This is a genomic window from Anaerovibrio sp. (assembly GCF_051866355.1).
Classification (GTDB): Bacteria; Bacillota; Negativicutes; order Selenomonadales; family Selenomonadaceae; genus Anaerovibrio.
Genome location: NZ_JBJDWZ010000098.1, coordinates 1 through 13,159, shown reverse-complemented (window position 1 = coordinate 13,159; position 13,159 = coordinate 1). Strand labels below are relative to the sequence as shown.

Sequence of the window (13,159 nt, the reverse complement as noted above, 5' to 3'; positions counted from 1 at the left end):
AGGGGAAAAGGGCAGAAAGCTGAATTATCTTTCCACTATCCTCACGAGAAGATAAGGCTATTTGCTCCATGCCGGTTTGAAATCGGTGGACGGGCAGGAGCCAAGTAAATATGGCAATATGGTGATGGCCGGGGAGCAGTCCCCGGTCATTTTTTGTGCAGGCATGTCTAATGGCAGGAGGCTGGGAAAAATCCCTGTCTGCAGTCAGTATCGCGGCAATCATACGTAAAAGAAAATTAGAGGTGGCAGTTTTGGCAGGACTGCTATATAATTGCGTTAGAAAATATATGGGGAGGCAGATAATATGTATAGCAATTTTATTCTGGATATGCACACACATACCCTGGCCAGTGGCCACGCCTACGGCACCATCAGGGAGATGGCGCAGGCGGCTGCGGATAATGGACTGAAGCTGCTGGGTATCAGCGAGCACGCGCCGGGCATTCCCGGCACTGTGGACCCGTTTTATTACTGCAACTTATCGGTGGTTCCCCGCAACCTCTACGGGGTGGAGGTGATGTTTGGTAGCGAGGTAAACGTGCTGGCCGGTGGACGGCTGTCCCTTGAGGATGAATGGCTGGACAAGCTGGATTATGCCATTGCAGGTATTCATGCTACCTGCTATGAGAATGCTGGCAGGGAGGAAAACACAGACAATCTCATCGCCTGCATGCGCCATCCGAAAATCAAGTTTGTTTCCCATCCTGACGATGACCATACACCGCTGAATTATGAAAGACTGGTTACGGCTGCCAGGGAAAACGGCGTGGCATTGGAGGTAAATAACAGCTCCTTTTTGAAGCGTGAGGGTGTGCGTCTCAATTATCGGGAAAATTACCGCAGGATGCTGGCACTGTGCAGGCAGTACAACGCTCCGATTATCGTGGATTCTGACGCGCATGACCCCAGCGCCGTCGGCGGATTTGACGAGGCACGGCGGTTTTTGAGGGAGCAGGACTTTCCGGAGGAGCTGATTCTGAACGTGGATGCGGACAGGCTGAAAAAATTTATCGGCTGGCAGGCGTAGGTTCGTATCAGCAGGTATTCTCTCAAATTTTTGTAAAATTTTCCCCTGTTAGCAGGATTATTTTTTTGCATAGCGAAATATAATCTGTAGAGGTTAAACTTGTTAAAGGGGAAATTTTTATTCTGGGGGGATATATAATGGGAAATCTGTTTGTGCGGGGAAAATCACTGCGGGCAAGGATATCCATAGTGGTTATGGGCTGTATCCTGTTCGCCGTGCTTCTGGTGGGAGGCATCTCGATTTACTATTCGCTGGGGGCCTCGGAGGAAAATGCCAGAAAGGAAATCCTGCTGTCCAGTGAGGTTCGGGCAGGGGAAATGGAAAAGACACTGGCCTGCATAGAAACGGGTGTAAATACCCTGGCGGCGGCGGCCGTGGACGAGGTTCGGGATGTGAGCCGCTTCAAGACGGATAAGGACTACGTGGAGCTGTGTGCGGCGAATCTGCGGCAGGTGGGGCTGAACTGCGGCAGGAACGTGGAAGGGGCCATGTCCTACTATGTGCGCTTCAATCCTGATTACAGCCATCCGACCTCCGGGCTTTTCGGGGTCAGGAACAGCCAAAATGAGCCATTCAAGGTAGTGCCCTGCACGGATATCAGCATGTATAGCAAGGACGATCTGGAGCATGTGGGCTGGTACTACATTCCCGTCAACCGCGGCAAGCCTACCTGGATGAATCCATACATGAATGCCAACATAAACGTGTACATGATATCCTATGTGGTGCCGCTGTTTTTGCCGGATGGCACTTCGGCTGGCATCGCTGGCATGGATATAGATTTTTCCGGCATTCAGAAGCAGATTGCCGGGGCCAGGCTCTATGACACAGGGTATGCCATGCTGGTAAACAGCGAAAACCAGATTCTGGCAGGCAGGGCCGGTGACAAGGACGCGGATCTGAAGGCGGTCAGCGAGGAGCTGAATACATACGTTACCGGGGAAGAGCCGCAGGGGGTCATCACCTATCAGCGGGACGGGGTGACATATGTTGCCGGCTACTCGGTGCTGGCCAATGGCATGCGGTATGTGGTGACGGTGCCGAAGGCGGAGGTTGACAGCGCTTCACGCTCCCTTGTCATGATGATTGCCCTGGGCATGCTGCTGACACTGCTGGCAGGTGCGGCCTGCGGCAGTATTCTCAGCGGGCGCATGCTGAAGCCGCTGTCCGAGCTGCAGGAGGGGGCCGGACGCATAGCTGGCGGTGATTTGTCCGTGACATTGCAGGCTGATAGCGGGGATGAAATCGGCGCTGTTGCCGGTGCCTTTAACGATATGTCTGCCCGGCTGAACGATATACTGAGAAAAATTTCCGTAGCCTCCCAGCAGGTGGCCAGCGGTTCAAAGAATATCGCCGACTCCGGCAATACGCTGGCAGACGGTGCGGCGCGGCAGGCATCCTCCGTGGAGGAGCTCTCTGCCTCCATCGCCGAAATCAATGCCCAGATTGGCGCCATGGCCGGCAACGCAGGCTGTGCGGCAGGCGTGACGGCAGAGGTAAGGGAGGATTCACAGCGTGGTAATGAAAAGATGACGCAGATGGTTTCCGCCATGGAAAACATTGAAACCTCGTCCAAGGATATATCCAAGATTATCAAGACCATAGACGAGATAGCGTTCCAGACCAATATACTTTCCCTGAATGCGGCTGTAGAGGCGGCCAGGGCAGGCCAGCATGGCAAGGGCTTTGCCGTGGTGGCGGAAGAGGTGCGCAACCTGGCAGGGCGTTCGGCCCAGGCCGCCAGGGAAACCACGGAGATTATCGAGGAATCCCTCTCCCGTGTGGAGGCAGGAACGAGGCTGGCCAGCGAAACAGCGGACGCCCTGCAAAAAATCAATCAGGAGATTGACCGGGTAGCGGAGCTGGTGCAGGATATAGCTCTTTCCTCGGAGCGCCAGCAGAAGGCCATGGAGATGCTGGACAAGGGGGTTAAGCAGGTGGCCAACGTGGTGCAGGCCAATTCCGCCACGGCGGAGGAAAGCGCCTCCGCCAGCCAGCAGCTGAGCGCTCAGGCAGAGCTTCTGCAGGAGGCTGTCAGCGGCTTCAGGCTGCGCATGTAACGGCCGGGCGAAGGCCCTGCAGGGATAATTTACACAGGACATCATGGGAACTGCATGAGCTGCAGGCGCATAGCCGCCTCCGGCCTGCAGTTCCTTTTTTATGCCTGAATAGACAGAAAATTTTCCATAAATTTTTTTTATAAATATTGGCGTTTTTTCCTATTTTATTTTATGAGAAACTATGATAGAATTCATCACTGTGCTTGACTGAAGTGCCGTCTGTGCAGTCTGATGTCTTAAAGGCGCCGGTAACGTCCGCAGGATATTTTCAATGCGTGTGGTAGCGTAGCGGGCGGGGGTGTCGTGGCAAAGGAGTGTTTCGGATGGCCGGATGGAGAAATATTGTTGCCGGGCACAGGCAGGCAACGGACAAAAATGCACCGTCCGTTGTGGGAGATTTGTACGAAAGAAAGGAAGAGAAAATGTTTAAGAAGAAAAGTGTTATGGCAGCTGTGCTGATGGCTTTTGTTATCATGTGCAGTATTCTGGGCGGCTGCGGTGAGGAGGCCGCAACTCCTGAGAAGAAGGCTGAAAAGGCTGTAGCGGACATGACAGAGTATACAGTGCAGGGTGTGGATACCAGCATTGTAATCAAGAGCCCGTTTGAGCCGAAGTCTGCAAAGACCCCGCCACCAGCAGGTCCTAACAGGCAGTTCATCAAGAAGCAGGTTGCCACCGATACCAACAACAAGAAGGTGCAGTTGCTGACTGCTACCATCATCTACGACAAGGCAAAGGTTGAAAAGGCAACCGGCACAGCCTTCTCCGTGGATTTGAACCAGCAGGTAAACACCGTCAAGGAAAACATCGTCAAGAAGTACAACAATGCTTCTGATGTAGAGGTTACCGATGTAGAGATATCCGGCAACCCTGGCAAGCTGATGAAGTTCCAGTATGACAGCAAGAACGGCACCCGTCTGGATTCCCGCATGATGTACTTCATGAAGGACGCAGAGCAGTGGAATATCCAGATTAATGCCCAGGCTGATGATGAGGAATCCAAGGCTATTGCTGATGCAATGCTGGCCAGCATCAAATAACAGGCCTCGGCAGGCACGCCAATAACCGCTGACTGAAAAAAATACTATTTAATCCCGACTGCGATATTGATATTTATTATTTATGAGCGGTCGGGATTTTAATTTTCCCTTGAATGTGGTATACTCTAAATATATTGTGACTTTGGGACTAAGCTATTGCAGATGTTATTAGGAGTGATGATAATGGGAAAGATTCTGGTAGCATACTTTTCAGTGGGGCAGGAAACTGCCAAGACAGCCAAGATGGTGGCCGGTGTGGAGCATGCCGATTTGTTTGAGATTGTGCCGGCAGTACCCTACAAGCCGGGGGACATGGAATGGCTCAGCAAGACATCAAGGGTGACTATCGAGCAGAAGGATTATTTCTGCCGTCCGAAGATGGCCGTGCCGCTGGCCAACGCGGCTGACTACGATATAGTCTTTTTTGGTTTTCCTATCTGGATGTTTGATGCGCCGAAGATTGTCTATACTTTTCTGGACAGCTTCAGCCTGAGCGGCAAGACGCTGGTGCCTTTTGCTACCTCCGGCGGCAGCGGCAGGCGGGAAACCAACAACAGGCTGAAGGAGTATTTCAGGGATAAGCCGGTGAAGCTGCTGCCGCTGTATGAGCTGAACGGCATGAGCCGTCAGGAGATTTTTGACTGGCATAAGCGGCTGGAGCTGAAATAAGCAGGGCTGAGGTTTTACGTGGAAGAGGGTATGGATTATGGATACGTTAAAGGCACTGGCAACAAGGAAGAGCGTGCGTGAGTTTACAGATGAGGGGATTACCTTTGAGGATATCAAGACTATCCTGACTGCGGGCATGAGCGGCCCGACCTGTGAAAACAAGCGCATGTGGTCGTTCATTGTGGTGCGCAACAAGGAAAAGCTGGGCAAGCTGGCGGTGGCCAACGGGCTGGATGCCAGCCCTGTAAGGCGCGCCGCCCTGGGGATTCTGGTGTGCGGTGATTTGGCGCGGGCGTTGCCGGAGGCACCGGACTACTGGGTGATAGATGCTTCCATTGCGGCGCAGAACATGGTGCTGGCGGCACATGACCTGGGGATTGGCAGTGTATGGCTGGGCTGCTGGCCTAGTGAGGACAGGGTGCAGGAGGTAAAGGAGCTGTTCAAGCTGCCGGAGCAGATAGTTCCCCATTCCATCCTGGCGCTGGGCTATGCGGCAGAGCCTGATTTGACGGAGCGTGATCTGTACGAGGGGGATCGCGTGCATTTTGATGAATGGTAAGCTGATTTTAATGTAATCTTAATCTCCTTATCAGCGGATTTTCATTTTGAATGGATATAATGAAGCCACTTAATTCGGAGGAGGTATAAGAATATGTTAAGGAGAAATATTTTCCTGCTGGTGCTGGCGGCTCTTTTGTGCCTGGGCATGAGCAATGCGGCGCTGGCGGCGCCACCGCCGGGCCCGGCAGTAATCTCTGTCAGCGGCAGGGGAAGCGTCGACGTGGCCCCTGATATGGCTACCGTGAACATAGGCATTGTCACTACGGGCAAGACTGCCCAGCTGGCGCAGGCGGAGAATGCAAGGATTGCCAGTGATGTGACGGCGGCCCTGGGCAAGCTGGGTATTTTCAGCAAGGATATCCAGACCCATTACACCATGAGCCCTGTATACGAAAAGGGCGATTACAGGAAGGTGGCCGGCTATCGTGCCAGCAATACGGTAACTGTGACCGTCAACGACGTGGACAAGACCGGCAAGGTGATTGATACGGCATTGTCCAGCGGCGCTACCGATGTAAACGGCCTGAGCTTTGGGCTGAAGGATGTCAAGTCTGTACGCAATTCTGCCCTGCAGATGGCGGTGCAGGATGCCAGGAGCAAGGCAGACGCCATTGCCGGTGCGTTAGGGGTGAATATTATCGGCATCCAGAACGTGAAGGAGGGCGGCGGCAATTTTGCCCGCTATGAGATGGCCAATGCAAGGCTGGCCAGGATGGACGGCGCTGTAGCCGCAGATACGCCGGTTAGTGCCGGTACTGTAGAGGTGGAGGCCGATGTGAATATCGACTTCCAGATTCAGTAAGCTGTGAAAGACAGCGGCCAAATATTTTTATAGCTTTCCCAGTTTCATTAAAATAACCATTTTCCCAAGTAAAAGGGCAGGCACGGTGTTGTCTGCCCTTTTATTGTGGTATAATGGTTCAGTGATTTGCTTTGAATTTGCTAGTGATTTATTTTGTGTGAATTTTTCAGGAGGATGAGTTTTTTGGGTGTGAAGAAGCCGAGGCTGGCGGCGATAGAGTATATCCGCGGCATATCCATGCTGGGGGTGGTGGGCATACATGTGGGTTCCCAGTATCTGGGCAACCCTGCCGCCAACATGCATCTGGTGGCACTTTTCGAGGTGGCAACCCGGTTCAGCGTGCCGATTTTCTTTTTTATTTCGGCTTTTGGCATGTTTTATAACCTTGATATGGCACAGCCCTTTGAGTACAGGAGCTTTCTGCGGCGGCGCATCAACACGGTGCTGATACCCTATGTGGTGTGGTCGCTGTTTTACCTTCTCCATTATGCTGTGCTGTGGGGTGATTTCAGCGTGCTGAGCCCTTTTTATATGGCTTTCAGCATGTTTTTCGGCACGGCGGGCTATCAGCTGTATTTCATGGTGATATTGCTGTGGTTTTACCTGATGATGCCTGTCTGGGTGTGGCTGGTAAAAAGGCTGAACGGCTGGCTGCTGGCAGGGCTGTTCGTCTTTCAGGTGGCCTTTGATTACTGGTCCTGCTTCAGCCTGAATTCCGCCGGGGTGGACAATTTCTTTTTGAAGTCCCTGATTGATTACCGCTTGAATTACTGGGTTATGCACTATATTTTCATTTTTGTGCTGGGCGGCTATCTGGCGGTGCATATTGACGGCTTTATGGCTTTTATGGAGAGGCGGCGGAGCGGCCTGATTGGCTTTTTCTGGCTGGCTCTGGGGGGCCTTCTGGGATATTATTACTGGCTGATTTTTACCAAGGGATATACGCCGCTGGAGGGGATTAACACGGCACAGCAGCTTTGCCCTGCCGGTATTGTCTATACGCTGGCGGCCAGCCTGTTTTTCTTTGCGATTTTTACCATCTGGCGTCTGCCGGACTTTCTGCGGCCGGTGCTGTCCATGCTGGGCAGGCATTCTTATTTTGTGTATCTGGCTCATCCTGTGGCGATTACCTATCTGGGCCTTTGCCTTGCCAAAAGCGGCAGGATTATGACGGCGCCTCTTGCCCTGGGCTTTTATCTGGCAGTGGTGCTGCTGACACTGGCGGCGGCCATCGCCATGCGCAGGCTGGGAGAAAGGTTCCCGCGGCTCAATCAGTGGACCATTGGCGTGTACGGGAAAAAGTGATAAATTCACTTTTATTTATTAAAGTAATGTAGTATCATATAGGGTAGATTGTGTGTATTTCATGTGTAGGTTTTATTTATAGGAGATGTATTGATGCATAAGGAATTTTTGATGGGCAACGAGGCCATTGCCCTGGGGGCGCTGGCCGCCGGGGTACGGCTGGTGGCGGGCTATCCGGGGACTCCTTCCACCGAGGTTCTGGAAACAGTGGCAAAGAACCGCCTGCCTGAAACCTATGTGGAGTGGTCAATCAACGAAAAGACCGCCATGGAGGTGGGGGCGGGTGCCGCCTATGGCGGAGCCAGGGTTATGGTCACCATGAAGCAGGTGGGACTGAACGTGGCGGCTGACCCCCTCATGTGCCTTGAATATATTGGTGTCAAGGGTGGTATGGTGGTGCTGGTGGCAGATGATCCGGGCCCTATATCCTCCCAGACGGAGCAGGACACTAGGCATTTTTCCCGCTTTGCCAAGCTGCCATGCTTCGACCCGTCCACGGTGCAGGAAGCCTATGAGATGGTGCAGGAGGCTTTTGAGTATTCAGAGAAGTACGGTACGCCGGTGTTTCTCCGCAGTACAACCCGCGTGTCCCACGGCTATGCCTCCGTTGAGGTAAAGGACAGGGATGAGTACAGGCAGGTGGTGCCGGAGGGCTTTGTCAAGGATACGAAGCGGTGGGTGATTTTCCCGCGTCTGAGCTATCAGGCCCATATCAATATCGAGGCGCGCAATGCGGAGCTCAGCAGGGTATTTTCCGGGTACAGCCGGAACTTCATCATTCCTGCCGACGCTTCTGTCAGCAGTGATGGCGCGCTGGGCCGCAAGGGCGTTGCCACCGGCGGTTTCAGCTTTACCTATGTCAATGAGGCCATGGCAGAGCTGGGACAGCTCCGCGAGCTGAAGGTTTCCACGCCGCATCCTTTTCCGGAGGGGCTGGCAGTGGAGTTTTTGCAGGGGCTGGACGAGGTTCTCTGCGTAGAGGAGCTGGACCCTGTCATTGAGCGGGAGCTTATCTACATCTGCGGCAAATACAGCCTGCCGGTCAAAATACTGGGCAAGCTGACCCATGATGTGAAGAATTCCGGTGAAAATACCAGGGACAGCGTGCTTGATAACCTCGCTTCCTTCATGGGCAAGGCAAGGCCGCGGCATGGGGCCCTGACGGCAGAGGAGCTGGCGGATATGCCGGAGCTGCCGGTAAGGCCGCCGGTGCTGTGCGCAGGCTGTCCGCACCGCGCTTCCTTTTACGCGGTGAAGCAGGCCATGAAGGGGAAGAAGACCATCTTCTGCGGCGATATCGGCTGTTATACCATGGGCAACGCCATGCCTCTTGATATGGTGGATACCTGCCTCTGCATGGGGGCCGGGCTGGGGATTGCCCAGGGCGTGAACCACATGGAGCCTGATACCGGCTGTTTTGCCTTTGTGGGTGATTCCACCTTCTTTGCGGCGGCTATTCCCAGCGTGATAAATGCGGTGTACAACCAGGCGGAAATGACCCTGATTGTGCTGGACAATTCCACTACGGCCATGACCGGCCATCAGCCTCATCCGGGCACGGGGCGTACCATGATGGGGGATGTGGTGAACAAGGTCAGCATTGAGGGGATTTTGAAGGGCATCGGCCTGGAGTTTGTGGAGACAGTCAATCCTCTTGATTTGCAGGCTTCCATAGCTGCTGTCAGGAAGGCGGCAGGCCTGCCGGGCGTCAAGGCCATTATCTTTAAATATCCGTGCATTGCCATCGATAAGCCGGCCGGGTGCATGGCAGTGGACAGCGGCAAGTGCATCAACTGCCGCAAATGTATCAGGGAACTGGGCTGTCCTGCCCTGATTATCCGCGACAATCAGGTGGTAATCGATGAAACACTGTGTACAGGCTGTGGCCTTTGCAGTCAGGTCTGCCCGGTGCAGGCGATAGGAGGTGCCGTCCATGAATAAAGGCAACGATGAGAGCAGGAATATTGTGCTGTGCGGCGTAGGCGGGCAGGGAACAATCCTTGCTTCCAAGCTGATTTCGGCGGCCTCCATGGCGAAGGGCATAGAGGTGCGGAGCGCTGAAACTATCGGCATGGCACAGCGGGGCGGCTCCGTGTTTAGCCATATCCGCCTGGGTAATGGCGCGGAGTGCCCCATGAACGCGGCAGGCACGGCGGATATTATCCTGGGCTTTGAGCCGGGGGAAACGGTGCGCATGCTGCCTTATCTGAAAAAGGGCGGCATGGTGGTGGTCAGCTCCCGTCCTGTGATGCCGGTAACGGCGGCACTGGCAGGCTCTGACTACGATGGCGCTGTCATGATAGAGTACCTCCGGGCCAAGGCGGACAAGGTCGTGGTCGTGGATACGGAGAAGGCCTGCCGTGAGCTTGGCTCCGGCAAAATCGTGAACCTGCTGCTTCTGGGCGTGGCGGCCGCCAGCGGCCAGCTGGGGCTGACAGTCGAGGACATCAGGCAGGCGGTAAGGCAGAAGGTGCCGCCAAAATTCCACGAGCTGAATTTCAGGGCATTGGAGTACGCGGAGAGCCTGACAAGGTGACAGGATGCGATGGCACTCCGATGTAAATACAGGGGAGAAGGACAGGAGGCAGAGCAAGGTATGCAGATTTCAGAAGCACAGATAAGCAAGGTCAATGACCGCATACAGGCATTGGTCAAGGCGGAGAGCTTTTACGGCAAGAAGCTGGAAGAGGCTGGTATAGAAAAAATTGCGACAGCGGAGGATTTTCTCAAGCTGCCGTTTTCCGAGAAAAACGATTTGCGCGAGGCGTATCCTCTGGGACTGAGGACAGCGCCGGAGGAAGATATCGTGCGCATCCATTCCTCGTCAGGCACAACGGGACTGCCTGTAATCATTCCTTATACGCAGAAGGATGTGGACGACTGGGCGCTGATGTTTGCCCGCTGTTATGAGATGGCAGGCCTGACCAATAGGGACAGGGTGCAGATTACGCCGGGCTACGGCCTGTGGACTGCCGGCATCGGCTTTCAGGCAGGTGCGGAGAGGCTGGGGGCCATGGTAGTGCCTATGGGGCCGGGCAACACCGACAAGCAGCTGCAGATGATGCAGGACATGCAGAGTACGGTTATCTGCGCGACTTCATCCTATGCCCTGCTTTTGGCAGAGGAAATCCAGAAGCGCGGCCTGCGTGACAAGATTCATCTGAAGAAGGGCGTTATCGGCTCCGAGCGCTGGGGACAGAAGATGCGTGAACGCATTGCCAATGAGCTGGGCATCGAGCTGTACGATATTTACGGCCTGACGGAGATTTATGGCCCGGGCATCGGCATCAGCTGTCAGTACGACAGCGGCATGCATTACTGGGATGATTACATTTATCTGGAAATCATTGACCCTGTTACGCTGCAGCCGGTGGCCGACGGCGAGTGGGGCGAGATTGTCATCACCACCCTGGTCAAGGAAGGTGCGCCGCTTATCCGCTATCGCACCCATGATATGTCGAGGATTATTCCGGGCGAGTGCAAGTGCGGCAGCAAATATCCGCGCATTGACGTGATTGCCGGACGCACCGATGATATGATGAAGATTAAGGGCGTTAATGTCTTCCCTAAGCAGATTGAGGAAATCCTCCAGCAGTTCCCTGAGCTTTCCAGCGAGTACCAGATTCGCATTTCCCATCTGGACGGCAAGGATACCATGCGCATCTACGTGGAAACCAACGGCTCTGTGGACTTTCTGGATATGGCAAAGCGGGTGGCAAGCCGCGTAAAGAGCAGAATCGGCTTCACGCCGCTGGTCAAGGTGGTAGAAATCGGCCTGTTGCCTCGCAGTGAGAAAAAGACCAAGCGCGTTATTGATGAGCGCTATAATTAAGCGATTTTGCCATCCGGCAGGTAAAAATTGTTGACATGATTGTTCAAATGTGATAATATATTATCGTTGTTTGACGCAAGACGTCTTGCGTGGCAGCAGTTGCCGAAGTGGCGGAATTGGCAGACGCACTTGACTCAAAATCAAGCGTAGTTACCCTACGTGCCGGTTCGAGTCCGGCCTTCGGCACCATTGAAAATACAGGCCTTGCAGAGTTTCTGCAGGGTCTTTTTTTGCGCACTTCTTCGGCTAGGGTATTTTCAGGGCCTTTTTATAGCAAGGGGGGAATCGTACTGCTGTGCAGGGGATTTTGTTTTTGCCGGGAGGTATTCACAGCCTGCGGTTTATGTTATAATATCATGTATCTTTTGAAAGGAAACAGCATGATATGATTTCATACGATGATTTATATGACAAGCTCTATGACAATATTTTTGCGCTGAAAAAGGCCGGGGGCTGGCGCGGACTGAAAGAGCATAATATAGTGGCTGTCAGGACACTGCACGATGGTACGTGGTTCTGTACGGTTATTCCGGACGAAAAGGACCGCGGCTCCTGCATATACGTTTATGATGCCGGGCAGGGAGTGAACGTCCTGCGGCAGATACTGGATGAGGATATTCAGCGTGAATGTGATGATTATCTCAGGCTGGAGCTGCTGCTGTCCTATAGCGGCTACATTATAGATTACGGGGAAAAACAGCTCCTGCAGGGCAAGGCGGAGGAAAACCGCATCCTCGCTTATTGCAGCAGGAGGAATCTGCAGGCCGGGGGAAAGCGTTTTTATCCCATATTGAAGGCCGTGCGGCCGAAGCATATAGCGTGGCCCCTGTGCAGTGAAGCCGATGTGAGGGTCGTCACCGCCGTGGCCGGTGTCTTCTGCCTGCTGGGGGAGGATTTTGTGCGCAATGGCTGTGTATCCCGCCTTATCAGGTTTGATGACAAGATAATGGTGCCCGTCTTTTCGGAGCAGGAGGATGGCAGTTTTGTACAGGGAACAATGGCCCTGCCAAAGTATCGTGAAACAGCTTATGACAGTCCTGACTGGAATGATTTGCAGGCGGCCAGGCTGAAAAAGGTTCGGAAGACGAGTAATGTATGGATGGCAGACTGCTTTTTGATGCTGCACGGCGTTGTGGGGGAGGATTTTTCCTCCGGTCAGGACGAGCTGCCGGCGAGGGCTCCTTTCTATCCTGATGCACTGGTAGTTCTGGATGATGCCACAGGGGCAATGCTGATGGTGGATTTGAGCGGCGAGGATGCTGACTACGGGCAGGTGCTGGACAATCTGTGCAAGCTGATTCAGTCGGAGGGCAGGCCGCGGCAGATTATGGTCTGCAGCTCCAAGGCGGAGCAATTCTTTCAAACGCTGTGCAGGCGGCTGGACATCAAGCTGGTTGTGGAGGCCTCCCTGCCGGAGCTGGAGGATATACGCGATGATTTGCTGGACGGCTGGGAAGGCATGGAGGCCGTTGAGGATTATGCGGAGCTGGGGCAGGATTTTTCCCAGCAGGATCACCTTAGTGATGATGATATACAGCGGCTGGCATGCAGTGATTTTGTCGGCATGGTCAGGGCAGGCGGACTGATGGAGCTGTCCAATCAGGAATTTGCAGACGCGGTGGATTTCTGCATGTGCCATATACAGCTGGAGCAGGATGTAGTGGAGCAGGTGCGGCTGGAGTATCGCAGGCGCCGCGATGAGGGGCGGATCGGGCGCCTGAAATTCAGCAGTGTCTTTCTGCGGTAGGCGGCTTCTGCCGATAGCGCAGGCGCATTGGATATAAAAAATGGCCTGCCACATGATGAGGATTCCTCAGATGTGGCAGGTCATTTTTGCTGTCTGCTTTCAGGCTGTATTCAGGC

At 53.8% G+C, this 13,159-nt stretch carries 11 protein-coding genes and 1 tRNA gene; all 12 read left to right on the top strand.

Going from position 1 to position 13,159, the window contains the following annotated elements:
- Positions 1 to 304 precede the first annotated feature (304 nt).
- A complete protein-coding gene (locus tag ACI3UA_RS05390; RefSeq protein WP_439723808.1) occupies positions 305 to 1,027 on the top strand; it encodes a phosphatase in 723 nt (240 codons plus the stop codon).
- A 137-nt stretch (positions 1,028 to 1,164) separates the two neighbouring features.
- Positions 1,165 to 3,087: a methyl-accepting chemotaxis protein gene (locus ACI3UA_RS05385; protein ID WP_439723807.1), complete on the top strand. Its 1,923-nt coding sequence runs from the start codon at positions 1,165 to 1,167 to the stop codon at positions 3,085 to 3,087.
- 323 nt (positions 3,088 to 3,410) lie between these two features.
- Positions 3,411 to 4,127: a hypothetical protein gene (locus ACI3UA_RS05380; RefSeq protein WP_439723806.1), complete on the top strand. Its 717-nt coding sequence runs from the start codon at positions 3,411 to 3,413 to the stop codon at positions 4,125 to 4,127.
- 183 nt (positions 4,128 to 4,310) lie between these two features.
- Positions 4,311 to 4,796, top strand: a complete 486-nt coding sequence (locus ACI3UA_RS05375; RefSeq protein ID WP_439723805.1) for a flavodoxin — start codon at positions 4,311 to 4,313, stop codon at positions 4,794 to 4,796.
- Between the two features lie 37 nt (positions 4,797 to 4,833).
- Positions 4,834 to 5,355, top strand: a complete 522-nt coding sequence (locus ACI3UA_RS05370) for a nitroreductase family protein (RefSeq protein WP_439723804.1) — start codon at positions 4,834 to 4,836, stop codon at positions 5,353 to 5,355.
- A gap of 93 nt (positions 5,356 to 5,448) precedes the next feature.
- Entirely contained in the window at positions 5,449 to 6,159 is a 711-nt protein-coding gene (locus ACI3UA_RS05365; protein WP_439723803.1) for an SIMPL domain-containing protein, read from the top strand.
- Positions 6,160 to 6,342: 183 nt separating this feature from the next.
- Positions 6,343 to 7,464 carry an acyltransferase gene (locus tag ACI3UA_RS05360; RefSeq protein WP_439723802.1) on the top strand — a complete coding sequence of 374 codons (1,122 nt, stop codon included), beginning with the start codon at positions 6,343 to 6,345 and terminating at the stop codon, positions 7,462 to 7,464.
- Between the two features lie 93 nt (positions 7,465 to 7,557).
- A complete protein-coding gene (gene iorA / locus ACI3UA_RS05355; protein ID WP_439723801.1) occupies positions 7,558 to 9,405 on the top strand; it encodes an indolepyruvate ferredoxin oxidoreductase subunit alpha in 1,848 nt (615 codons plus the stop codon).
- Complete coding sequence (locus tag ACI3UA_RS05350) at positions 9,398 to 10,000, top strand: indolepyruvate oxidoreductase subunit beta (RefSeq protein WP_439723800.1); 603 nt, start codon at positions 9,398 to 9,400, stop codon at positions 9,998 to 10,000. The genes iorA and ACI3UA_RS05350 overlap by 8 nt, the downstream gene beginning before the upstream one ends.
- Before the next feature lie 60 nt (positions 10,001 to 10,060).
- Positions 10,061 to 11,296, top strand: a complete 1,236-nt coding sequence (locus tag ACI3UA_RS05345) for a phenylacetate--CoA ligase family protein (RefSeq protein ID WP_439723799.1) — start codon at positions 10,061 to 10,063, stop codon at positions 11,294 to 11,296.
- 101 nt (positions 11,297 to 11,397) lie between these two features.
- Positions 11,398 to 11,485 (top strand) — tRNA-Leu (locus tag ACI3UA_RS05340).
- Between the two features lie 196 nt (positions 11,486 to 11,681).
- Positions 11,682 to 13,043 (top strand): DUF6930 domain-containing protein, encoded by a 1,362-nt coding sequence (locus tag ACI3UA_RS05335; RefSeq protein ID WP_439723798.1) that lies wholly within the window; start codon positions 11,682 to 11,684, stop codon positions 13,041 to 13,043.
- Positions 13,044 to 13,159: the final 116 nt, after the last annotated feature.

Coding starts and splice junctions, on each gene's coding strand:
- ACI3UA_RS05390 (WP_439723808.1), top strand. CDS start 305: ATGTATAGCAATTTTATTCTGGATATGCACACACATACCCTGGCCAGT.
- ACI3UA_RS05345 (WP_439723799.1), top strand. CDS start 10,061: ATGCAGATTTCAGAAGCACAGATAAGCAAGGTCAATGACCGCATACAG.
- ACI3UA_RS05350 (WP_439723800.1), top strand. CDS start 9,398: ATGAATAAAGGCAACGATGAGAGCAGGAATATTGTGCTGTGCGGCGTA.
- ACI3UA_RS05385 (WP_439723807.1), top strand. CDS start 1,165: ATGGGAAATCTGTTTGTGCGGGGAAAATCACTGCGGGCAAGGATATCC.
- ACI3UA_RS05370 (WP_439723804.1), top strand. CDS start 4,834: ATGGATACGTTAAAGGCACTGGCAACAAGGAAGAGCGTGCGTGAGTTT.
- ACI3UA_RS05375 (WP_439723805.1), top strand. CDS start 4,311: ATGGGAAAGATTCTGGTAGCATACTTTTCAGTGGGGCAGGAAACTGCC.
- ACI3UA_RS05380 (WP_439723806.1), top strand. CDS start 3,411: ATGGCCGGATGGAGAAATATTGTTGCCGGGCACAGGCAGGCAACGGAC.
- ACI3UA_RS05365 (WP_439723803.1), top strand. CDS start 5,449: ATGTTAAGGAGAAATATTTTCCTGCTGGTGCTGGCGGCTCTTTTGTGC.
- ACI3UA_RS05335 (WP_439723798.1), top strand. CDS start 11,682: ATGATTTCATACGATGATTTATATGACAAGCTCTATGACAATATTTTT.
- iorA (WP_439723801.1), top strand. CDS start 7,558: ATGCATAAGGAATTTTTGATGGGCAACGAGGCCATTGCCCTGGGGGCG.